Source organism: Bowmanella pacifica (assembly GCF_014645355.1).
Lineage (GTDB): Bacteria > Pseudomonadota > Gammaproteobacteria > Enterobacterales > Alteromonadaceae > Bowmanella > Bowmanella pacifica.
Map to the genome: position 1 here is coordinate 389,084 of NZ_BMLS01000003.1, position 22,262 is coordinate 411,345.

The following is a 22,262-nucleotide window of genomic DNA, read 5'->3' on the forward strand; positions in this document are numbered from 1 at the left end:
TTTATGTGCAGGCAAGCAGGGATTCGATGAAGGCAGCCTTTAAATGGGTAAGTGGGATAATGATAGCTATCCTGATCATCATTGCGCTGCTTTATGGCTTTCGCCACCCGCTCGCCGTCTCGCTGACCAATCATTACCTGGCCCCCTATCAGCTCAGGCTGGATTGCCTGCAATTTTCCCTGACTCGTCAAGCCGGGCGCTGGCAAGTACAGGCTCAACAGCTTTGTCTAAGCGGTGCCGGCTTTACACTTAGCGGCGAGCACCTAAGCTACGACGGTGAGGCACTAGGGGTTGCCCGATTAACGGTTATACACCAGCCCAGCAACCAGCCAGCCGCAACAGAAATGCAGCCGTTACGCTGGCAGATCCCAACGCTACCGTCGGTCAGCATCGCGGCCCTAAACCTGCAAAGCCCCATGCTGCGCCAGCCATTGGAATTAGCGGTGCAGTACGATCAAGGTAAACTAAAGCTGGACGGCCCCTGGCAAGCAAGCATTTCATTAGCCGATAACCATGCTCAGGCTAATATTGACTGGTCTTTAGCGGATCTGGCTGACTATTTACCGCTCCCCGCCACCTTACCACCAGAACTTCTGACCAGCTTGATTCAAAGTCAGATCAACTTTGATGGACAGCATGTCACCAGCCAGCACGCACTGGCGATGGCGTTTCCCTATGCACTCGCAGAGCAGGACTGTCAGATTGAACTTGCCGCAAAGGGAACACTTGGCTTGTCGCTGGATATTATCGGTTTACAAGGACAGCTGGATTTATCTGCCCTGCCCCTGAACCTCGTCACGGGGAAGTGCCAGTTACCCCAGGCCATAGCCAATGCATACCAACCAGGCCAGATACAGATAACCGTGCCTCAACCTGCGACATTGAGCCTGCAGCACTTGGCTGTTCCTCACCTGCAAGTTGTGCTTGCGGGTAATACCACCGGACAACTGACCTTAGATGACCTACGCTGGCAATCACCTGGAACGCTGACAGGACAGTATCAACTCGCCAGCACGCTCACTCCCGACGCACAACAAGCCGCACTGTTTCCACTGGCCATACAAGGTCAGGGGCAATTTGCGCTGCAGTTGTCCACCGACCAGCCGCAGTATCAACTTAGCGGGCAAGACTGGCAGATAAGCGCCAAAACCTGGCAAGGTAAAGACTGGCAGGCTGATAATATTATGCTGACCAGCGATTTTACCTACGACCTGCAACAGGGGGGCGAGATAACTGCCAGCATAAAAATGGCCACAGGTCACTTCAAAGACAATGTGCTGGGCAAATTATCGGCAAGCTTGTCTGCACAATCGGCCGACCTTAGCAGTGCCAAAGGGCAGTTGGAAATGACTTTGGATACTGTCACCACAGGGCAAGGCCTGGCTTCAACGCTGCGTCACCAGCAGCAATTTAGTCTGCAAGATGCTTTATTCACCTTCTCTGGTAGCAGCCAAATCAAACAGCTTCAACTGGATAAATGGAAACTGGCGGACATCGGTCTGAGTCACGAGGCCACTCTGCCATTGGCTGCCCCTTTGCAAGGCAGCTCCTTGCATAGGTGGCAATTGGCGTCTGGCTTGCATGGTCAGGTTGAACAAGTTCAGGAACAGATTAACCTGACGCTGCCGCCCCAAAATGCCGCCAGATTTACGGCCTTTGCCCGCCCTTTGCTGCCACAGCTAAGCTTCACGCAAGGCAAACTTGGCGCCAAGGCTAAATACAACCTCAGTAACGAAACCCTAAGTGGCGAACTGGATATCGCGTCTTTGTCCTTGAGCTACCAGGATTACCAGGTCAAGGAGATTAATTTAGCGGCACAGGTTAGCCAGCATTCAGGTAACCTTCATCTGACTCCGGCTAGGCTAGACATAGCCTCAGTTGACGTGGGCGTGGCGATAAGGGATATCAGCGGTCAACTGATGGCCGATGAACAAGGGCTGCGGATACAGGATCTGTCCGGAAGTTTGTTAGATGGCAGTTTTCTTCTCCCTCGGCTACAGCTAAGCGAACAGCCGCAGCAACTGACATTGCATCTCAAAGGTCTGGATGCGAAGCAGCTTGCCAGCCTGGGCAAAGAGTCAGGCATTGAGGTCAGAGGCAGAATCAATGTTGATGTGCCTATTAAACTTGCAGGTAAACAAATTGAGGTACAGGGTGGTAGCCTCTATAACGAGGGACCCGCAAAGTTACTGATTTATGATAACCAGGCATTTGAAGATTTGTTGGCCAGTCAGCCAACCCTGGCACCGAGTTTGTCAGCGCTGAAGAATTTGGATATTTCCTCGGTAACCAGCAAGGTAGACTTAAAGCCCGATGGTTGGTTAAACCTGGAAATGAAAATAAAAGGACATAATCCTGGCCAAAAACAGGATGTGAACTTTAACTATACCCATGAAGAAAACCTCTTCACCCTGTTACGGGCCCTGCAACTGGGGGATGAGGTACAAAAGAAAGTGCAAGAGAAAATTAAATGAGGAAAACGCTGTGAGACGCTTATTGTTACTGTCTGCCGTGCTAATGCTAGGCGCGTGTACCCATAGGGTCCAGGTGGAAACCAAGGAACCTATTACCATTAACCTGAATGTGAAGGTCGACCACGAAATCCGTGTAAAAGTCGACAAAGAGCTGGACAACCTGTTCAGTGAAGACAGCGAGCTGTTCTAAGGAGACATGATGAAAAACCGTATTTTATCCGCCCTGTTCGCTTTGCCTTTATTGCTGAGCTTACCGGCAATGGCTATTGAACTGGATGAAGCCAAACAGAAAGGTTACGTCGGCGAGCAAACCGACGGTTATCTGGGTATTGTCAAAAGTGCGCCCGAAGTCCCTGAACTGGTAAAAGACGTTAACGCAAAACGTAAAGCCAAATACCAGGAGTTGGCCCAGAAGAATGGTATTTCCTTAGCCCAGGTCGAAGCGCTGGCAGGTAAGAAAGCCGTTGAAAAAACCTCTGCCGGACACTACATACTGCTTGACGGTCAATGGGTTAAGAAATAATCCTCAGCGAGCACACCCACTAACGTCGGCCAGTTATACTGGCCGCGTTTTTTTTAGGAGTCGACATGTTTGAGATGCTGGCGTTGTCTTTCCTGATCATGGTGGGTTTCACCTTGGTTATTGAAGGTTTCGACGTACATGTGCCCAAAGGCTATATCTACTTTGCCATGGCGTTCTCTGTGGCGGTGGAAATGCTCAACATTCGTTTGCGTAAACGCCAGCAGGCGAAGAAAATAAAGCTCAACAAATCCATCAGTTAACGAGGAAAGGATGCAAACTAAAATACTGATCTTACTGGCGCTGCTGGGCCTGTATTTTATCAGCCGCACTGGCATCCAAATGTTTGTGCAAAAGGTGGTAGAAACCAAAGACGCCAGCCTGACGCGCAAGGCCATGATCAAAAAGTTTTTGCATATGGCGCATCTGGGGCTGTTTTTATTTGCCGCTGTGGTGACCATGGGGATCGACTACGCCAATTTAATGGTGTTTTTATCGTCCACCTTCGCCATTCTGGGTGTGGCGCTGGTCGCGCAGTGGTCTATCCTGGCAAATATTACCGCCGGTATTTTGATATTCTTTAACTTCCCTTACCGGGTCGGTGACCGGGTTATGATCGTTAATAAAGATTTTGATATGTCCGGCGTGATTGAGGAGATAACCACTTTCCACGTGCTTATTCGTCGTGACCAGGGCGAGCTTATCACCTACCCCAACAGCCTGATCTTACAAACCCCTGTGATTAAATTGCCCGACAACGCCTTGCGTTTACCCGAGAAAGCCGAACAACTGGAGTCTGATTAATGTCTATTATCCTGAAAAATGCCGAACAGTTAGAACTGATGCGATACTCAGGCCAATTACTGGCGAAAGTATTTGCTATGTTGGATGACTATGTTCAGGCCGGTGTCAGTACCATGGACATTAACAATAAGGTTGAGAGCTTTATTTGCAATGAATTAGCTTCCCGCCCGGCCAGCAAAGGCCAGTATGACTACCCTTATGTGCTGAACTGCTCTATTAATGAGGTAGTGTGTCACGGTATGCCTAAAGCCACACAGCGCCTGAAAAACGGCGATATCGTCAATCTGGACATTACTCTGGAAAAAAATGGCTATGTGGCAGATTCCAGCAAAATGTACATGATTGGCAAGGTGACACCACTGGCCAAACTCCTAGTGGACACCACCTATCAGGCCATGTGGGCCGGTATTAAATGCGTCAAACCCGGCGCCACCTTAGGTGATGTCGGCCATGCTATTCAGCGGGTGGCAGAGAGCGCAGGTTATTCGGTAGTGAGAGATTATTGTGGTCATGGTATTGGTGAACAAATGCATGAAGGCCCGCAAGTGCTGCACTATGGAGAACCGGGCACCGGTGTAACCTTGGAGCCGGGCATGACGTTTACCATCGAACCTATGATCAATCAGGGTGGCTATCGCACCAAAACCAAGAAAGATGGTTGGACTGTGGTAACCCGTGACGGCAAGTTATCCGCCCAGTGGGAACATACCGTCGCCGTTACCGAATCCGGTGTAGAGGTACTCACATTGCGACAAGAGGAAGTGGCATGAGTCTGGATAATCGTATTGAACTGGCAAGCCTGCCGACCCCGCTGGAGCCAATGCAACAACTGAGTGAAAAGCTCGGCGGTCCGCAACTCTGGCTGAAACGGGATGATTTAACCGGTCTGGCGCTAGGGGGAAACAAGACCCGCAAACTGGAGTACATTCTGTTTGACGCCATTGAACAAGGTGCCGACTGCATAATTACCGCCGGCGCCATCCAGTCAAATCACTGCCGTCAAACCGCCGCAGCGGCTGCCAAACTGGGTCTGGAATGCCATTTAGTGCTGGGCGGCGAAGCGCCAGAGAAGTGTAACGGCAATTTACTGCTGGATACCCTGCTTGGTGCGCATATTCACTGGGCAGGAGAGAACCGCAAAGGCGAAGGCATTCCCGCGCTGATTGCCGAGCTCAAAGCACAGGGTAAAACCCCTTATATGGTGCCTTACGGCGGCTCAAATCTGCTCGGCGCACTGGGCTATGCCAATGCGGTGTTGGAGTTGGTTAAGCAATCCGAAACCCGTTTCACCCATGTGGTATTTGCGTCGGCATCGGGTGGTACCCATGCCGGTATTCTGGCCGGTGCCAGACTCGTCGGCCTGGATTCGCAGATTCTGGGTATTCGGATTGATAAAGCCGATACGCCGGAACTGCTATTTGCCGACAAGGTACTCAATCTTGCCAATGAAGCCGCCGAGGCTTTGGCATTGGAACCCTTTAATGCTAAAGATGTACTGCTGAATGAAGATTATCTGGGTGGCGGTTATGCGGTTATTGGTGATGCAGAGCGTCAGGCTATTGATTTATTGGCCAAAACAGAAGGAATTTTAGTAGACCCTGTCTACACTGGACGCGCCATGGCTGGTCTACTGGATCTTATCCAAAAAGGCTATTTCAGCGCCGATGACAAGGTTTTGTTCTGGCATACCGGCGGTGCCCCTGCCCTGTTTGCTTATGCCAATGAACTCTAAAGAGTAAAAGCGCACTGCCCGGCAGTGCGCTTTTCTCTACCCCATCAACAAAGTCGGTAATATTGCTACCGCCCCCTGCCGAAGACACATAAACTTTATTGCTTAGCCCGGCGGCGTGACATGCCTAAGCTAGCCAAGCCTAATAGCATCAATATCCAAACCGAAGGCTCAGGTATCTGCGAAGGAATATCGGCCAGCCCCACTAAAGACCACTTGGCAAACGTCACCCTGGCGGCAGAGCCGTTACTTGGGTTTGAATGATCATGATGGGTACTCATTGAAGGATGCGCCACCATATCGTTAATAGTGTCAGCATTTCGTGCAGATGCGCTCTGAGTTGACGTATTGTTAAAACCATAGGCAGTAGCAACAAAACAAACTTCTGACGCCGTGCAACCATTTATCAGCGATGGAATGGTATCGTAAATGCCAAGGAAAACCTGATCCAACAAAGCCTGGGATGCCTGATTAGCACTGGCTAAATCCTGAAAAGTAAAATCGCTAATCTCGTTACAGCCTGAATAAACACTCTGACAGGAACCATCGATAAAACTGACATCATAGATATAACTGCCAACCGTTACCCCAGTGGCACCAAGCAGTTCATCGTTTGCCCCCACAATTAATGCTGCATGTGATGAAAGTGAACTGAGGAAGGCCACAGCGGCAATCAGATTGAGTAATTTTTTACTTAGCATAACTATCCTTACAACTTTTTAACTCAGCTTCTTTGTCAAAGCCGACTTTTGCCTGAAGATCATCTGCTTAAAATTTTACAAAGAACTCGCAGATACGGTCTGCTGGCCAAAAGTATGAATTTCACCACCATCAACATGGGTCGTTAGCAATACAAAAATAGCACTGCCCGGCAGTGCTATTTTCTCTACTCCATTAACAAAGTCGGTAATATTGCTACCGCCTTTCTCGATGACACACCAACTTTAATGCTTAGCCCGGCGGCGTGACATGCCTAGACTGGCCAAGCCCAATAGCATCAATATCCCAACCGAAGGCTCAGGTATCTGAGAGGGAATATCGGCCAATCCAACCAAAGACCACTTGGCCCAAGTCACTCTGGCAGCGGAGCCTTTACTTGGATTTGACTGATCATGCCCCGTGCTCCAATTTTGATGGACAAGTAAATCTCCGCTCCCGGACGCATTTCGTGCAGATGCGCTATGCGTTGACGTATTGTTAAAACCATAGGCAGTAACAACAAAACAAAGGTCTGATGCAGTGCAACCATTTATCAGCGAAGGATTGGTGTCATAAATGCCAAGAAAAACTTGGTCCAGCAATGCCAGTGAGGCCAAGTTCGCACCGGCTAAATCCTGAAAAGTAAAATCGCTAATCTCGTTACAGCCCGAATAAACACTCTGACAGGAACCATCGATAAAACTAACATCATAGATATAACTGCCAACCGTTACCCCGGTGGCACCAAGCAGTTCATCATTAGCTCCCACAATTAACGCAGCATGTAATGAAAGCGGGCTGAGGAAGGCCACAGCGGCAATCAGATTGAGTAATTTTTTACTTAGCATAACTATCCTTACAACTTTTTAAGCCGACGCCTTAGCAACAGTTACACCAAATTAAATTATTTGATATCAATAAATTAACTAAGAGCAAAGCAAGAAAACAACAGACTTTAACAAGGGTTTCGTAAACCACCAGACCAGCGAAATTGTACGGTTAGTCACCAGCATCGTCTTCTAGCCGAAAGTATGAATCTTCTGAGTTGCGCCCAATTCCAGGCACGGTGGCAGGATAGTTAGCCAGCCTGTCCTCTACCGGCTTGTTGTACGCCAAAGTGTTTTCTGAATGCCATAGGCGTGGTGAAAAATCGCTGTTTAAATAAGCGTCCGAAGCTACTGGTACTAACAAAACCGCACTCAGCACACACCCGTTCCAAGGTGTAGCCATCGCACAGCAACAGGCTCCTGGCTCTGTCTAAACGCAGTTGTTCAAGATAGCGGCTTGGTGACAATCCGAAACGAGCGCTAAACTGCCGTCGAAAGTGTCGTTCACTCATACACACCTCGGCAGCCATTTGAGAGGCGGTTACCGAACCATGCAGGTTATCTAACAACCATTGTTGTAAGTGGATAAAACGTGTTTCTTCACTGCTTTGCACGCTAAGTGGGCGTGAATATTGTGATTGATTACCGCTGCGGCGCAGGTACATCACCAATTCCTGAGCCACAGTCTGTGCCATATGCAGCCCCAGATCTTGCTCCAGTACCGACAAACACAGATCTATACCCGCTGTCATCCCACCGGACGAGTAATACTTACCATCCCGGCAATACAGTGCTTCGGCCTCCACCACAATGGCCGGAAACATAGCTTGTAATGATTGAGCGAAACGCCAGTGTGTAGATACCTTTCGGCCATCAACCAAGCCAGTGGCCGCCAACAAAAAAGCGCCGGTACAAATGCTCAGCAACTTTTGCAGTTCTATGTCACGTTCTTGCACCCATTGCAAAAAACTGACATTTTCCAGCAATTGCTGGCTGCCACAACCGCCAGGCAAAACAAGGTAGTCCAGTTCAGGACAGTCGCCAAGTCCAATATCCACGGTCATCTTCAGGCCATTCTCGGCACAAATTAAACCGGCCTGAAGCCCGATAAGATGCAACTGATATGCAGCTGGTCGTCCCAGCTTTTCCAGTTCGGCATTGGCCTGCCCAAAGGTATCCAATGCACCCGCCACGTCAACGGCCTGAACCTGCTCATAAAGGAAAATGCCAACCTGCTTCATACGCCCCCCTTGGTTGAACGCACTATAACAGCGAGCATGAAGTGACCGATAGGACGCATAACATGCCATTTCGGCCATACTGAAAATATCGCGCCGCTCAGGCAGCGGGATGGAGTTGTTCCAACAGCTCAAATAAGGCTGTCTCGTCGGTTTGCATAGCTTCAGTGATATGACCGCTAAGGCGCTGGCGGCAATACCAGTCACAATTTTCGGTGACAACTTCATCAATGTGCTTGGCGTCATTGTGCAAGGACAGCGGAGAAGGATGCAAACACTGCCAAAGCAGCGCAGAGGCGGTAAGTTGATGCTGAATATACGCGCCTTGTATCTGCATCTGCTGCCAATGTGCAGCTTCGACCTTAAGGGGAACTGTGGGAGCCTGGGGTAGACGCAAAGAAGAGAGTCCCTGCTCTTCAGGCCAGGTGGGCTTAGCTGGCTGCGGTCGCTCAAGCAGATTCTGATGCAGCATACTCAGCAACAAACTAAAGGTTTGTGCCTGGCCTGGTTTGGCTGCCCGGTTTAATACACCGCTAAATTCAAGATCGTTAATTACCGATTGCATGACGCTCCCTACCCTTCTAGCAGATATATCGTATGCATTACGTATAACTTTAGCGTGGCATTCAGCTTGCTTTCGATGGGCGATTAAAAGAAGATGACCGAAGCTGTAAACACTGGATGTATGAACCCGGGCTAAGATGGCAACCCTCTCCTACCACAACAAGCGCGTACTTGTCGTTGATGATCAACGACCCTTTCTTATTTTGCTACGCGGCATCATGAATAACCTGGGTGCCACATCGGTGGTGGTGGTGCAAAACGGTGAATCGGCGGTGGCAGCCTGTCGTCAGGAAAAGTTCGATATTATTATTTCCGATCTGCATTTAGGCAGCGACAAAAAGAACGGCTATCAGCTGCTTGAAGAGCTGAGGGTGCGCAAACTGGTGAAAGCCACCACTATTTATATGATGGTCAGCGCCGACAGTGATCGCCCTATGGTGCTGGGCAGCATAGAAAAGCAGCCGGACGGCTATATCATTAAGCCGTTTTCCCAATCTCAACTGCATAATCGCCTGGCCAAAGCCTACCAAAAGCGTCATACCCTGCAGCATATTTATCAGAAGATTATGGACGGCGACAACAACTCGGCCATTGAAGAATGCCGTAAGCTGATCCGCTCTGGTAACCGCTATAGCAAATATTGTTTAACCATTCTGCTGGACTTGCTGTGGCGGGAAGAGCGCAACGAAGAAGCCTTGCAGTTACTCAATTCCATCAGCGATGCCAAACCGTTGCCCTGGATTAATATCGCGCTAGCCAGAACCCATTTATATCTGGGTAACATTCCCGATGCCATGCTACTGGCCAGTCGCGTAGCGGCACAAAAGCTGTACGCCGTAGAGGGACTGGATATCATGGCCCAGTGCCGGGTGAAAAGAAACGAGCTGGATGAAGCTCTGAAAACCATTCAGACCTCGCTGAATATGGCGCCATTCTCGTTAACCAGACAATTCCTGGGCTGCGAAATTGCCAGGCTGGCCGGTGATTTTGAAATGGCCAAAAACTGCTGCCAGGCGATTTTGGAGCAAAGTAAAAAGTCCGTGCATCGCAGTGTTACGCACCTGTGTAACTATGTCCGTAGTATTCTGGACGCCGCTTCCCAGGCAGAGGATAAAAAACAACGCAATCGTTATCATCAGGAAGCCATGCTGGTGTTACAGCGCAACCGTAATGATGAACTTCTCAGCCGTACCAAGGAAAGTTTTGACTACAATATTTTTGAAGAATTGATTGGGGCCAGAATCAATCTGATTGACGGTAAGCTGCTGGAAGCAAAACGCGCGTTAAATGCCACTCAATATGAGCTGCGCCAGCGCTTTGAAGAGTATCCCATGGCACTGGCGCCCGACTCCCTGACATTAATGTCTGATTTAGGCGAGTTTGAGGACACCGGACAACTGTTGATGCAAATGCGCAGCAGTAACCTGCCGGTTGACCCAAATCTGCAGTATCTGATCAACAACATTGAGCGCCGTCAAAACGAAGTTAGAGATAATTACAATAAACATAACCGTACCGGGATATCCCAATACGCCGAGGGGCAATATGAAGCGGCTTATCAGTCATTCCTCAGTGCGCAGGAGTTAGCGCCGATGAATACCGGCGTTGCACTCAACTTGCTGCAATGCCTGTTGAAGCTGATGGAAAAAATGAATAAGCCCGATCAACCACTAATAATGAAGTGTCGTCAAACTTATCGAATGGTGGATGGCATGCGTTTACCAGAAAGCCACCAAACCAAGTTCGACAGCATTAAAGACAAAGTAAAAAGTTACCTGGAGCACAGATGAAATACCACGTTATCCTTCCTGCCCTGCTGGCCAGCCTGACATTAGGCTGTACCAGTAATGACGCCCCCTGCGAACGTATTCTTGAGGTCAAACAACAAGAACAGCAATGTGCCGAATGGCGAAAAGTCATGATGGATAAGGATCATCCCCAACAAGCTCTGACCGCAAAGAAGCGTTACGAGGAAGCTTGTCTGGAGATCCGTTACTATCGGGACCAGTACGACACCATCTGTAAAGGTGATGAGCGTGCCATAGGTGAACCACGCAAACGCGAAGAAGAGCAGAACTAATAGTGCGGCAGGTTGGCTTAAGCCAACCTGCCGTTTTGATAATCCCGAATCGCTTGTTGGATTTCCTGCTCGGTATTCATCACAAAAGGGCCATATTGCACCACAGGCTCGTTGAGTGGTCGTCCCGCCACCAGAATAAAGCGGGCCCCGGTACTGACTTGAATATTAACCTCTTCCCCCTCACTAAGTACCGCCAACTGCCCTTTTAACACTGCGGTGTTGGCAACTTGAATCTGGCCTTCATAGGGGTAGACAAAGGCGTTGTGTCCCGCATCAACCGGAATAGTTAACTCAGCATCCTGCGCGGCATGAATATCGACAAAAAGCGGGCTAACGGCTTGTGTGGAAACCGGTCCTTGCGCGTCAAATACTCGTCCAACTAAAATCCTGGCTTTAATACCTGGTTGCACTGTTACTTCGGTGATCTTATCTGCCGCTAAATCCTGATATCCAGGGGTAGACATTTTTTCACTGGCCGGTAAGTTAACCCACAGTTGAAAACCGCGTAGTAAACCTTCGGTTTGCTGCGGCATTTCTTCATGAATGATGCCTCGCCCGGCGTTCATCCATTGCACACCACCTGTTTCAATCAGGCCTCGGTTGCCTACCGAGTCCGCATGGGCCATTTTTCCAGCCAGCATGTAAGTCACCGTCTGAAAACCACGGTGAGGATGAGGTGGAAAACCCGCCAGATAATCTTGTGGCTGGTCAGAACCAAATTCATCCAGCATTAAAAAAGGGTCCAAGCGGGGTAATGCCGGCTGACCAATAATTCGGGTCAGTGTCACCCCCGCCCCATCCTGGGTTGGAATGCCCGTTACCAATTGCTTTACTTGTCTTTGCATGATTGCTGCCCGAAGAGTGCTATAGAACCCAATGTAAGAGAATAAGAAACGAATAAACAGCGCAAGATAATCATGAAACCTTTCGATATAAACGAACTATCCCATCAACTTGTCCACCACGGCGCGGGCAATAGGAATAGCCGATGTGGCGGCAGGTGAAGGAGCATTACCCACATGCAAGGTACGCTGGGTTTCAACAAAGCGAAAGTCATGTAGCAACTCGCCTTTATCGGACACCGCTTGAGCGCGTACCCCATGCCGGTACGGTAATAAATCCTCAACACTGATTTGTGGACAGTACTTTTGTACGAGTTTCAGATATTCGGATTGACGTAATGATTGGTGTAATTCATTCAGGCCACTTCGCCAGTAGCGTTTTGCCAGCGGCCAGAATCCCTGATAGGTCAGGTTATCCCAACAATCTTTCAAATTGATATCCGCCCAACTATAGCCTTCTCTGGCTAATGCCAGCACCGCATTGGGCCCCACTGTGACAGTGCCATCAATCATGCGGGTTAAATGCACACCTAAAAAGGGCAAGGCCGGATCAGGCACCGGATAAATTAAATGGTTAACCAGCTGGTTGTACTTTGGCGGCAATTGGTAATACTCACCACGAAAAGGCAGAATGCGAAAATCGCTTTCCAGTCCCTGCATGCTAATAACCCGATCAGCCATCAACCCCGTGCAGTTAAGAAACTGCTGCGCTTTTACCTGCCGCCCGTCTGACAAGCGCAAAGTCACTTGATCTGGCTGTTCACTAATCCCCTTTAGCTCACTATTAAACCACAGTTCAGCGCCGCCACTGACGGCCTTACTCAGCATCCGGCGGGTAATAGCCGGATAATCAGTAATGGCGGTCTGTTCGACAAAAATGGCAGCCGTGCCACGAATAGCAGGTTCCCTTCGGCTTAACTCGGCGGTTTCCAGCCACTGGGGCGATAAACCATTTTCCTGACTGCGGACAGCCAGTTGTTGCAACCGGGCAAGCTCCGTCTCGTCCGTTGCCACAATTAACTTACCGCATTGCAGCCAGGCTATGTCTTCCTGACGACAGAAAGCCAAAGTGTCCTGTAGCCCCTGACGGCAATACCTGGCCTTTAAACTGTCTGCAGGATAATAAACGCCAGCATGAACTACCCCGGAATTGCGCCCGGTTTGATGACTGGCAGGCTGGCCTTCTTTATCAACAACCAATACTGACTTACCCGGGTAACGCTGCACATATTGCCAGGCACAGGCAGCACCAAGGATACCGGCGCCGGCAATAACCAGATCAAAGTGGGCTGGCTTAGTCATCGCGCCATCAGATCGTCAAGGTCGTCAATGCGTGCCTGCAATTCACGCAGCACATGGCGCTTTTGTTTATCGCTTAGCTGCTCTGCCACGCTGACCAACATCTGGGCATAATGGCGACGATTATGTTCATCGGCTTGCTGTAACTGTGCGGATTGAAACTGTTGCGGCCTGACCAGTAAATCCATAAACCCTTTCCGCCAAGATTGGCTGTCGTCCCTGCTCAGCAGCATTTGCTTGGCCTGAGCCTGCCAACTGCGACGATAAAGCATACGTGCCTCAAAAGTTGGCTGAAAACCCTCGTTCCATTTAGCCACCTCGGCTTTTTGTGCCGAGCTCAGTCTGCCGGTCCATTCTTGCAAATCCTCCACACGGTTTTCCAGATCCCGCGCCAGGCGCTCTTCAGGGCTGAATTCGTTGCGCTGCTGCTCTCTGTCAACTTGCTGCTTGTCCAACTCGGTAAATAACGCCTCAATCTGTTCATCCGTTAACAATAGCGCCAAGTCGGTCAGATCCGCAGCAAGGTAATTTAACAATGACATCCAATGTCCACGGCCTCTGGCGAACACCTCCTGCCACTGAGGTTCACTCATCTGCCCGGCTTCCAATTGTTGCCTTAAGGCTTGTAAGTCATCCCGGTAACGCGGTAACTGCTGATTACGGTGCCATACCAACCAGTCAGCCATTTTGCTGTCGAACTGCTTCTTTTGCGCCCGATTGAGATCAACATAGTCATCTAGGTACCAATGCACCAACCAATCCAGATTGTTATATACAAAAGTGGTTGAGCAACCGCTCAAACCCAGTACCAGCAAAATTGCCGCGAGAATTCTTGCCATAACCTCTCCTTTTCTAGCGAGTGTAGCAACCGAGCATCCTGAAACAATGGGTAAGTTGTTACTGAAGATGAGAAAGTTGTCCATACAACTAGCGGCAGCCTTATACTGGCGTTTATGCTAGAAGCTAGCAATACAAGGGAGCTGAAATGAAACGTATAGCAGTATTAACTTCTGGCGGTGACGCCCCAGGTATGAATGCCGCCATTCGTGCCATCGTTCTGGCCGGTCACTACTTCGGCTTGGATGTTATTGGTTATCGGCATGGATTTAACGGCTTGTTGGAGCAGGAATACCAAGTCCTGCAAACCTCTGATGTGAACAACATAATTCAACGTGGTGGCACTATCTTAAAAAGTGCCCGCTGCAAACCTTTTAAAACCGAAGAAGGGGGGCAACAAGCCGCGGCAAACTTGCAGGCGTTGGAGATTGACGCACTGATTATTATTGGTGGAGATGGCTCTTTTCATGGTGCGGTACATCTTAGCCAATTCTGGTCAGGGGCTATCATTGGATTACCCGGTACTATTGACAACGATATCAACGGCACAGATGCCACCATTGGTTATTACACTGCCATTGATACCGCACTTGAGAGTATCGACAAAGTGCGCGATACCGCCGATGCCTTTGAACGCATTTTCCTGATAGAAGTCATGGGAAGACATGCTGGCTTTATCGGCCTGAGTGCTGCGGTGTGCTCAGGTGCCGAACAAGTGTTGCTACCCGAGCTATATACAGATCGCCTGCCCGACTTGCAGGCATTGGTGGAGCATATTCAAACCGCCCAAAAAATTCGCGGAAAATGCAGCTACATCATGGTGGTATCAGAGAATATCTGGCCAGGTGGTGCGGCCGACCTTGCCAACCAATTAGCCGAAAAAACCGCGATAGACTGCCGACCGGTGATCCTCGGCCATGTACAAAGAGGCGGCTCGCCCGTCAGTCTGGATAGGATCCTAGCCTCAAAACTAGGGGCCTATGCGGTAGAAGCCGCCCGGGCTGGAAAAACCGGCATTATGATCGGAGAGAGAAATCAAAAGGTGGTGGAAGTTCCCTTTGAACAAACCTGGCTAAAAACCAAGGCCCTTGATCCTTATCTGTTGCATATCCAGCAGGAAATGTTCGATCTGGTTAAAAACAGCCAATAAAAAAGCCCCGCTATCGCGGGGCTAAAAAAATTGGGCAAAGCCATTTATCTGATAAGAGGCGTCAAGACCACAGACAAATGACGCCCAATACTTTGCCACTTCAGCTAGTTAGCTGATACGGGAAATCAATTCCTGACCAATAGCCGTGGTGATGTGGCCGTTTGCTTCAGCCCACTGCTGTAACGCCATGCCGTCTTTTTCAACTTTCTGCAGGTCGTTCTTGCTCATTTTCTTAATCATGAAAGTACCCACTTCAGCAGCGTTATTCTCCATGGAATAACGGATCAGGCTTTGGCCACCGCAGCTAATGCCATCGTAGTAATCACCCAGGCGCAAATTGTAGTCATCCTGAACCTGCTTTACCTTTTTACGCAGTTCGGCTTTATCGTCGTTTTTAACAATAGTGCAGATATTCTGCAGATCATCATTGATATCGGCAACGCTTAACGGAGATACCACCAGGGTAGCTAAACCAAACAGAACTAAAGCAGATTTTTTCATGGATAACAGCCTCTTAATTGAAGGTTTCAACTCTTGACGGCGCGCATCATACAGATGAATTTTCCTTCAACCTACGTGCATAAATGCACCTATGTATAGGTTTCCATACCTTTTATCGGCAACATAGTGAATACACCGCAATAACAACATGCGAGCATTGATAAAAAAGTGGCTTGCTTTGAACATGCACTATACTCAGAAAAAATGCCTTCACTCGCAGCACACGCACCAAGGAACAACAATATGCAGCCAACACGTATTTCTTTGCTGGCCCTCGCATTATTCAGTCATCAGGCCTTGGCTCAATGGTCTGTTACTACTAGCTTTGTCTCTGATTATCTGTTCAATGGAGTAAGTCAGACGAATGAAAATCCGGCCCTACAAGGCAGCCTGGATTGGGTTGGCAACAAGGGTTGGTATGCCGGGGTGTGGGGGTCAAATGTCGATTTTGGCGATGATACTAAAATAGAGGCCGATATCTACGGCGGCTACACTTATACCCTGTCTGACAACCTCAACCTTGATGTCGGCGTAGCCCAATACACTTATTATGGGGCCAGTTACAGCAGCGATGGGAATTATCCAGAAGCCTATATGAAATGGGGCTTGGGCAACACATCGCTGAATTTTTGGTACTCCTGGGACTACTTTGGTACCGGTGCCGGGCATTACATAATGATGTTAAATCATAATGTTCAGGTCAGCGATTCGTTCTCAATCCTATTGGGCATAGATAAGTCCACCAGTATGGACAAGGATAAATGGCAATGGGAGCCGGGCGATGATGATTATATTCACTGGCAGGCCACCGCGAATTTCAGCCGCTGGGGGTTGGATATGTCGTTAGGCGTGCAAGGCACGGATCTGGATACCTACGGCGATACCAAGGTCCTGTTCACTTTGGGCCGAACCTTTACCTTTTAATCCCAGGGCATTAGTTGCTACGGGGTACTAGCTGCTGAATAAGACAATCGGGGCGCGGTCATAGCGCCCCAAACGCTTACTGATGAATCATGGATTTCACTCTGTCCCTGTGACTGCGACTGACTTTCAGTTCAGTGCCGTTTTGCAATACCAGGTGGTATTCGCCGCTGACATGGCTGACCAACTTACTGACGTAGTGAATATTAGCAATAGCGCTGCGATGCACCCTGACAAAGCGTCTTGGATCCAATTCCTCTTCCAGCTCTTTCATGGTGCGCCGCATAATGTGAGTACCATTACCGGCATGCACACACATGTAATCCCCGGCTGCATCAATCCATTGAATATCGTTGACCGGTACACGAGTGACTTCATTACCGTCTTTGATGGCCAGAATGTCCGCGTACTGGCTAATAGGCTGACCATCGGCCAGCCGTCTGAGGATTTCCTCACAGTCATCGCCGGTAATATCAGCCACTAGCCGTGCTAACCTGTCTTTCTGTGTGCCATCCTGGCGCAAGGCAAGCACATGGCTAACTTTATCTACCGCGGCTTTCAGGCGCTTCTCGTCCACTGGCTTTAATACGTAATCCAATGCATGTACGTCAAAGGCTTTAATGGCGTATGAATCGTAGGCCGTAACAAACACAATCAACGGCATGCTGCGCTGCTTCTCACGCAATTCATTAATGACCTGAAAGCCATTTAATCCCGGCATCTGAATGTCCATAAACACCAAATCCGGCTGCAATTTACTGATCTTATCTACCGCTTCCACGCCGTTTTTACACTCGTCCAACAATTCAATGTTGGCAAAGTCAGCCAAGCGAACCGCCAGGCCACGTCGTGCTAAGGGTTCATCGTCGACAATAATCGTTTTAATCTTGGTTTGCATCCTGACCTACCTGATAAGGAATTCTGATACTGACTTTCACGCCCGACGGTGCATTATGGGCGATAACGAAGGAGAAATTATTACCATACAAAGATTGCAGTCGTTCGCGAATATTTGACAGCCCGACACCGCCATGTCGCTGCAACTGCCCGTTACTGATCTCTGCACCAGGGCCATTATCCGTGACTTCAATCAGTAAATCCCGGCCAAACGCCTTGGCACTGATACTGATTTGCCCTCCTTGTTCAGTTTTGGCAATGGCATACTTAATGGCATTTTCAATAATAGGCTGAAGAATGAGACTGGGCACCAGTGCATCTCGCGCCTCTCCTGCCACATCCCAACTTACCGTTAGTCGGTCTTCGAAACGGACTTTTTCTATATCAAGATACATCTCGATAGCTTGAATTTCCTGCTCCAGTGGCACTTTCTTAATGGGATCTTTATCAAGCGAATAACGCAAGAAATCGCTCAGCCTCGACACCATGGCATTAGCGGTATCATTTTCCTTTATCAACACCAGGGTCGATATGGCGTTGAGGGTATTGAACAGAAAATGGGGATTAAGCTGATAACGCAACATTTTCAGATGCGCCTGATGCGCCATGGTTGAGGCTTTCAACGCATTCTGCTTTTCCTGCTGCAGCAACTGATAGTACTTAATTCCAAAGTACAGGCCGCTCCAGCAGACAATCACAGAAAAGGAGTTAACACTATTAGAAAAATAGAAAATCCATTCATCTGGCCGGTAACCATGCTTATAGATTTCCCAGTAATTGATGTTTTTAATAACCGCCCAAATCACCCCGACAATGTAAGAGCAGACCAAGGCCGCTAGTACCATTTGCCAGGTCTGCAGGCGCCACAGTCGACGGAAAACATAGCGCAGTGGGATGGTAATCAACCAACCAGCATAGGCATTAAGCAATATCACAAACAACCAGATACTGCGCATATCATGCAAGAAGGAACCAAGGTAATAGATCAGCGCAAAGCCAACCCAGCCCCCGGTATGCAGTACCCAGAATTGACGCTCTCTGTCGTCAAACAATTTCAGCCCGTGAATCAAACCCAACTCTCAGGAAAAAACAACCACTTGAATTATACGGCTTTACTCAGCAGACCAGAGGCCGCTGGTCGTGAGCCTGACGTCATCTGCCGCATGTTGCAAAAGCGTACCCTCAGGCCTCAGACGTATTTTAATAGCTGATGTTCATGCGTTTGAGCCAATGCACCCACCACCAGGCAGGCCCTACCAGCAAAAATTGCAGATCTTTGAAAAATGAGGGTTTCTTGCCTTCAATATGGTGACCGATAAATTGCAGGATCCACATAACGACAAATAACGCCAAACAAAACTGCCATACCGAGATATTCAGTACAACCAGCACTTTAATTCCCAAAAACACCACTATGGATAACAGGGTCATCGCGGCGCCAATAGGCCCGGACAACTTGAAATAATAGTAAAGCGTGGGGATGATCAGAACATGGGCCCAGGTGGCACCAAAATAATCGATAAAGTCCGGCACAGGTATCGACCAAAGCAGACCGATAGTGACAAAATAGATTGTCGGCACCGCAATGGCGTGGATCAGGATATTGGTTTTATTGGTATGGCTCTCACCATATTCCCGCAATAATACATCGATCTGTCGCATCAGTCTCGCTCCTTTGTCGCTGGCAAGGCTCCCCTCGCCTAGAAGTCTATAAGTATTTCTGATAACAGTGGGTTGATTTGTTCCTCACCCGACTCAAACTTTACCCCATAATAGCTATATAACTCATCGGCTTTATGGTTCATTACCTGTCCCTTAAGACGATAAACACTGTCCTTTTGCGGGCGAATCGATAACAGCAAGTTTTTGCCGGTTAGCTTATTGTCACCCTGTACTGCTCGTTTTATGCCGATTCGACAACCACTGGCGGAAATATCCAATACCACACCATCAAATAAGGGCGCCCCCGTTTCTGCTGTCGCCAGCTCCACCGGGGTCCGGGTACTGGTTCGTTTATCTGAACGCAATCCTTGGTTCTGAATGGCCATAGGAAAACTAATGAAAACTAATGGCGTTGGCTTCGTTGCCACCAACAGGATACGGCTTTTAAAGGCGATCACCTCACCGGTTTCATCTTCCAGGATAAAACGCACGATAATACTGTTGTCGGTGTAAATCGCATCTTTCAGATTACCCCACTTGGCTTCATCTGGATAACGCAAAATAATACAGCGCGTGCCGTCCATACCCACAAATTCAGTGCGAACGCGTTTAGCCGCATTGGGTGACTTAACCTGAACATCGAGGACCATCCCAGGTCGCATAGAACGCAGCTTGCGTAAATCGGAATTCGATAGCCCTACTTTTTCATTTAAAATTGCCATGTATTCAACCGTTGGGGCCTACCAGATGAGATTTTATCTTTATGATTTAAAACGCATAATATCGGTCAGCACCGACGTCACGCTGGCTTACTCACCAATGTAGCCCTATGTCGAGACAAACACAACGCTCATTCAATAACGAATTACCTGCCATAAGCCCGGCAGTATAAGGTTTAGCCGCTATGTATCTTAATTATCAGGTTGATCTCAGCCTACGCAAGCGCCACTTATTTCACGTCACCCTACAGATCCCCGCCCATGCACAGCAGGCGCTGAATATCAGCCTGCCAGCCTGGATCCCGGGTTCTTATATGATTCGGGACTTTGCTAAACACATCATCAGCATTAAGGCGCGGTCTGCCCAAAACGGGGCGTCTTTGCCCCTGCGAAAACAAGATAAACAGCACTGGATACTAGAAAGTAAAGGCCAGGCCTGTACCCTGATTTATCAGGTATATGCCTTTGACAGCTCGGTACGCACAGCCTATTTGGATGACAACCGGGCATTTTTTAATGGCACCAGCCTGTTCTTACAGATAGAAGAATTGGCCCACTGTCCACATCAACTCGACTTACGCTGTCCCGATGAACAATCTCATTGGCGGGTAGCGACTGGCCTTTGCCGCGCCGACGGTACAAGTAAATATGCATTTGGCTTATACCTTGCCACTAACTATGCAGAGTTAATTGATTGTCCGGTGGAAATAGGCCAGTTTGATGCCCTGGAATTTGAGGTATTGGGTATACCTCATCACCTTATATTAACCGGCAAACATTATGCAGACAGCGCCCGGCTGATGCGCGACCTGACTAAGCTGTGCGAACTGCATATCCGCATGTTTGACCCTAATAACGTAAAAGCGCCATTCAGCGAATACTGGTTTTTAACCAATATTTTGCCAGATGGCTTTGGTGGCCTGGAACATCGCAATTCCACGGCACTGCTGTGTTCCAACTTCGATTTCCCCAATCAGCAACGCCCTAATGAGATGACAGACGGCTACAAAACCTTCCTTTCACTGGCCTCTCACGAATACTTCCACGCTTGGAATGTCTGTCGTATTAAACCCCAGGAATTAATCGCGCCCACACTAGGCCAGGAAAATCATACCAGCCAGCTCTGGGCGTTTGAGGGCATCACCTCCTACTATGATGACCTGAGCTTATACCGCAGCGGTCTTATCAGTTTCAGTGACTATCTGACGCTATTGAGTAAGACTCTGACCCGGGTACAGCGCGGTAAAGGCGAGCTTAAACAATCTGTGGCAGACTCGAGCTTTGATAGCTGGACACGTTTTTATCAGCAAGGCGAAGATGCGGTTAATAATATCGTCAGCTACTACACCAAAGGCGCGATGGTGGCGCTGTGGATGGACTTGACCATTCGCCTGCAGAGTCAGGGTAAACACAGTCTTGACGATTTAATGCGAGCACTCTGGAGCCAATTTGGCCAAACCGGCCAAGGTACCACCGAGCAAGACTTTATTACCTTGCTCAACACCTTTTGTGGCCATGATCAAAGTACGGCGTTTACCAAGATTCTGCACAGTAGCGAGCGGCTGAGTCTGGACGAGCTGCTGGCTCAAGTGGGCGTTGACGTGCGTCGCCACGCGCCGCGAGCCAATGATTTATTGGCCGCAGAAACCAAAGACTCCTCCCCTTATCTGGGTATTCAATACCGGGCCCACACCCTGGGCCTGGAAGTGCAAATGGTGCTGGAAGACTCCCCCGCCGAACAGGCAGGTGTTTGTGCCAAAGATATTCTGATCGCCTTGGATGGTGTGAAACTGGATGGGGCCAACCTGCTTTGTTTGTTGCAAAATCAGGCCATTGGGCAGCCTTTCTCTGTGCATCTGTTTCGCAATCAACAGTTGCACGCGCTTAAACTTACCCCATCCCATGCTCCTGAATATGTAGTGGAACTGAGCGAACAGAACAGCGAGCTCTGTGGAAAATGGCAAAAAGTGATCGGACAGTAAGGCATAACCAAGTATGATGCCCTCCCGCCTCATTCCGAGGCGGGATAGAGCAGTCAAGAATACAAAAGAGTATGCACGTACAGATCGCTTATCAGTTTGACACAGAGCAAGACGCCTATCGTTTCTTAAATGCCCTCAGGCACTGGCCGGTGGCAGAGGTAGACGCGCGCTTTCATCGCGGCACAGACAGCGTAAAAGTCAGTTATGAATATGCATCCAGTGGCTTTGACGCCACCAGCAGCGAACTGGACGATCTGGCTGCCAGCCATAATGGCCGGGAAATCAGTTAAGTATGTTAAGCGAGGAGAAATAACATGAGCGGTAATTTACGCGCTAATGTTCGAAAAGGTCTAGATGTAGCCATAGTGCAAAAACAACATCAGCGCAGCGGTCAGTTAACCGAAGGCGTGGTGAAGGATATTCTGACCAACTCCCCTAATCATCCCCATGGTATCAAGGTACGCCTGGAGTCGGGTGAAGTAGGCCGGGTAAAACAGATCTTAGCCTGACACCCGCC

General features: G+C 49.0%; 26 protein-coding genes. 14 read left to right on the top strand and 12 right to left on the bottom strand.

Annotation, left to right across the window (positions count from 1 at the left end; all coding sequences use genetic code 11):
* Window positions 1–26 precede the first annotated feature (26 nt).
* Genes IEX02_RS11725 through IEX02_RS11755 form a run of 7 tightly spaced genes read left to right on the top strand, consistent with a single transcriptional unit; the run spans window position 27 to window position 5,530 of the window.
* Window positions 27–2,474, top strand: a complete 2,448-nt coding sequence (locus IEX02_RS11725; protein ID WP_188695071.1) for an intermembrane phospholipid transport YdbH family protein — start codon at window positions 27–29, stop codon at window positions 2,472–2,474.
* A 43-nt stretch (window positions 2,475–2,517) separates the two neighbouring features.
* On the top strand, window positions 2,518–2,664 hold the full coding sequence (locus IEX02_RS20370) for a YnbE family lipoprotein (RefSeq protein WP_229702218.1): 147 nt from the start codon (window positions 2,518–2,520) through the stop codon (window positions 2,662–2,664).
* Window positions 2,665–2,673: 9 nt separating this feature from the next.
* Window positions 2,674–2,997, top strand: a complete 324-nt coding sequence (locus IEX02_RS11735; protein WP_188695077.1) for a YdbL family probable chaperone protein — start codon at window positions 2,674–2,676, stop codon at window positions 2,995–2,997.
* A gap of 38 nt (window positions 2,998–3,035) precedes the next feature.
* Window positions 3,036–3,257 carry a TerC family protein gene (locus IEX02_RS11740; RefSeq protein WP_505625240.1) on the top strand — a complete coding sequence of 74 codons (222 nt, stop codon included), beginning with the start codon at window positions 3,036–3,038 and terminating at the stop codon, window positions 3,255–3,257.
* Window positions 3,258–3,267: 10 nt separating this feature from the next.
* The gene (locus IEX02_RS11745; protein ID WP_188695080.1) at window positions 3,268–3,798 is read left to right on the top strand and encodes a mechanosensitive ion channel domain-containing protein; all 531 of its coding nucleotides are present in this window, start codon (window positions 3,268–3,270) and stop codon (window positions 3,796–3,798) included.
* On the top strand, window positions 3,798–4,568 hold the full coding sequence (gene map / locus IEX02_RS11750; RefSeq protein ID WP_188695083.1) for a type I methionyl aminopeptidase: 771 nt from the start codon (window positions 3,798–3,800) through the stop codon (window positions 4,566–4,568). The genes IEX02_RS11745 and map overlap by 1 nt, the downstream gene beginning before the upstream one ends.
* The gene (locus IEX02_RS11755; RefSeq protein WP_188695085.1) at window positions 4,565–5,530 is read left to right on the top strand and encodes a D-cysteine desulfhydrase family protein; all 966 of its coding nucleotides are present in this window, start codon (window positions 4,565–4,567) and stop codon (window positions 5,528–5,530) included. Before map ends, IEX02_RS11755 begins: the two co-directional genes overlap by 4 nt.
* A gap of 95 nt (window positions 5,531–5,625) precedes the next feature.
* Here the strand turns inward: IEX02_RS11755 and IEX02_RS11760 are convergent, their stop codons facing one another.
* The 4 genes from IEX02_RS11760 to IEX02_RS11775 form a co-directional block, all read right to left on the bottom strand.
* Window positions 5,626–6,228: a PEP-CTERM sorting domain-containing protein gene (locus IEX02_RS11760; RefSeq protein WP_188695088.1), complete on the bottom strand. Its 603-nt coding sequence runs from the start codon at window positions 6,226–6,228 to the stop codon at window positions 5,626–5,628.
* A 243-nt stretch (window positions 6,229–6,471) separates the two neighbouring features.
* A complete protein-coding gene (locus IEX02_RS11765; protein WP_188695091.1) occupies window positions 6,472–7,074 on the bottom strand; it encodes a PEP-CTERM sorting domain-containing protein in 603 nt (200 codons plus the stop codon).
* A 230-nt stretch (window positions 7,075–7,304) separates the two neighbouring features.
* Window positions 7,305–8,294, bottom strand: coding sequence for a GlxA family transcriptional regulator (locus IEX02_RS11770; RefSeq protein WP_188695094.1), 990 nt, complete (start codon window positions 8,292–8,294; stop codon window positions 7,305–7,307).
* A gap of 97 nt (window positions 8,295–8,391) precedes the next feature.
* Window positions 8,392–8,856, bottom strand: coding sequence for a VC2046/SO_2500 family protein (locus IEX02_RS11775; RefSeq protein ID WP_188695096.1), 465 nt, complete (start codon window positions 8,854–8,856; stop codon window positions 8,392–8,394).
* A gap of 136 nt (window positions 8,857–8,992) precedes the next feature.
* Here IEX02_RS11775 and IEX02_RS11780 point away from each other — a divergent pair, with 136 nt between their 5' ends.
* Together IEX02_RS11780 and IEX02_RS11785 are read left to right on the top strand one after the other, a co-directional pair.
* A complete protein-coding gene (locus tag IEX02_RS11780) occupies window positions 8,993–10,645 on the top strand; it encodes a response regulator (protein ID WP_188695099.1) in 1,653 nt (550 codons plus the stop codon).
* Window positions 10,642–10,935, top strand: coding sequence for a hypothetical protein (locus IEX02_RS11785; RefSeq protein ID WP_188695101.1), 294 nt, complete (start codon window positions 10,642–10,644; stop codon window positions 10,933–10,935). The genes IEX02_RS11780 and IEX02_RS11785 overlap by 4 nt, the downstream gene beginning before the upstream one ends.
* Window positions 10,936–10,952: 17 nt before the next feature.
* On the opposite strand, the gene IEX02_RS11790 is transcribed toward IEX02_RS11785, so the two are convergent.
* From IEX02_RS11790 to IEX02_RS11800, 3 genes are all read right to left on the bottom strand, one after another.
* Window positions 10,953–11,780 carry a pirin family protein gene (locus IEX02_RS11790; RefSeq protein ID WP_188695104.1) on the bottom strand — a complete coding sequence of 276 codons (828 nt, stop codon included), beginning with the start codon at window positions 11,778–11,780 and terminating at the stop codon, window positions 10,953–10,955.
* A 96-nt stretch (window positions 11,781–11,876) separates the two neighbouring features.
* Entirely contained in the window at window positions 11,877–13,079 is a 1,203-nt protein-coding gene (gene lhgD / locus IEX02_RS11795; protein WP_188695107.1) for an L-2-hydroxyglutarate dehydrogenase, read from the bottom strand.
* Window positions 13,076–13,915 (bottom strand): DUF6279 family lipoprotein, encoded by an 840-nt coding sequence (locus IEX02_RS11800; RefSeq protein ID WP_188695110.1) that lies wholly within the window; start codon window positions 13,913–13,915, stop codon window positions 13,076–13,078. Before IEX02_RS11800 ends, lhgD begins: the two co-directional genes overlap by 4 nt.
* A 146-nt stretch (window positions 13,916–14,061) precedes the next feature.
* Between IEX02_RS11800 and IEX02_RS11805 the strand changes: the two genes are divergently transcribed.
* Window positions 14,062–15,063, top strand: a complete 1,002-nt coding sequence (locus IEX02_RS11805) for an ATP-dependent 6-phosphofructokinase (RefSeq protein ID WP_188695112.1) — start codon at window positions 14,062–14,064, stop codon at window positions 15,061–15,063.
* Window positions 15,064–15,171: 108 nt separating this feature from the next.
* Here the strand turns inward: IEX02_RS11805 and IEX02_RS11810 are convergent, their stop codons facing one another.
* Window positions 15,172–15,564: a DUF3718 domain-containing protein gene (locus IEX02_RS11810; RefSeq protein WP_229702201.1), complete on the bottom strand. Its 393-nt coding sequence runs from the start codon at window positions 15,562–15,564 to the stop codon at window positions 15,172–15,174.
* Between the two features lie 243 nt (window positions 15,565–15,807).
* Between IEX02_RS11810 and IEX02_RS11815 the strand changes: the two genes are divergently transcribed.
* On the top strand, window positions 15,808–16,488 hold the full coding sequence (locus IEX02_RS11815) for a TorF family putative porin (RefSeq protein ID WP_188695117.1): 681 nt from the start codon (window positions 15,808–15,810) through the stop codon (window positions 16,486–16,488).
* Window positions 16,489–16,564: 76 nt separating this feature from the next.
* Here the strand turns inward: IEX02_RS11815 and IEX02_RS11820 are convergent, their stop codons facing one another.
* From IEX02_RS11820 to IEX02_RS11835, 4 genes are all read right to left on the bottom strand, one after another.
* On the bottom strand, window positions 16,565–17,383 hold the full coding sequence (locus IEX02_RS11820; RefSeq protein ID WP_188695121.1) for a LytR/AlgR family response regulator transcription factor: 819 nt from the start codon (window positions 17,381–17,383) through the stop codon (window positions 16,565–16,567).
* A complete protein-coding gene (locus tag IEX02_RS11825; protein ID WP_188695124.1) occupies window positions 17,367–18,452 on the bottom strand; it encodes a sensor histidine kinase in 1,086 nt (361 codons plus the stop codon). Before IEX02_RS11825 ends, IEX02_RS11820 begins: the two co-directional genes overlap by 17 nt.
* Before the next feature lie 130 nt (window positions 18,453–18,582).
* On the bottom strand, window positions 18,583–19,044 hold the full coding sequence (locus IEX02_RS11830) for an Mpo1 family 2-hydroxy fatty acid dioxygenase (protein WP_188695127.1): 462 nt from the start codon (window positions 19,042–19,044) through the stop codon (window positions 18,583–18,585).
* A 38-nt stretch (window positions 19,045–19,082) separates the two neighbouring features.
* Entirely contained in the window at window positions 19,083–19,766 is a 684-nt protein-coding gene (locus IEX02_RS11835) for a flagellar brake domain-containing protein (RefSeq protein WP_188695130.1), read from the bottom strand.
* A 182-nt stretch (window positions 19,767–19,948) separates the two neighbouring features.
* Between IEX02_RS11835 and IEX02_RS11840 the strand changes: the two genes are divergently transcribed.
* The 3 genes from IEX02_RS11840 (at window position 19,949) to IEX02_RS11850 (ending at window position 22,254) form a co-directional block, all read left to right on the top strand.
* Complete coding sequence (locus tag IEX02_RS11840) at window positions 19,949–21,745, top strand: M61 family metallopeptidase (RefSeq protein ID WP_188695132.1); 1,797 nt, start codon at window positions 19,949–19,951, stop codon at window positions 21,743–21,745.
* Between the two features lie 71 nt (window positions 21,746–21,816).
* Entirely contained in the window at window positions 21,817–22,035 is a 219-nt protein-coding gene (locus IEX02_RS11845) for a hypothetical protein (protein WP_188695135.1), read from the top strand.
* A gap of 24 nt (window positions 22,036–22,059) precedes the next feature.
* The gene (locus tag IEX02_RS11850) at window positions 22,060–22,254 is read left to right on the top strand and encodes a YwbE family protein (protein WP_188695138.1); all 195 of its coding nucleotides are present in this window, start codon (window positions 22,060–22,062) and stop codon (window positions 22,252–22,254) included.
* Window positions 22,255–22,262: the final 8 nt, after the last annotated feature.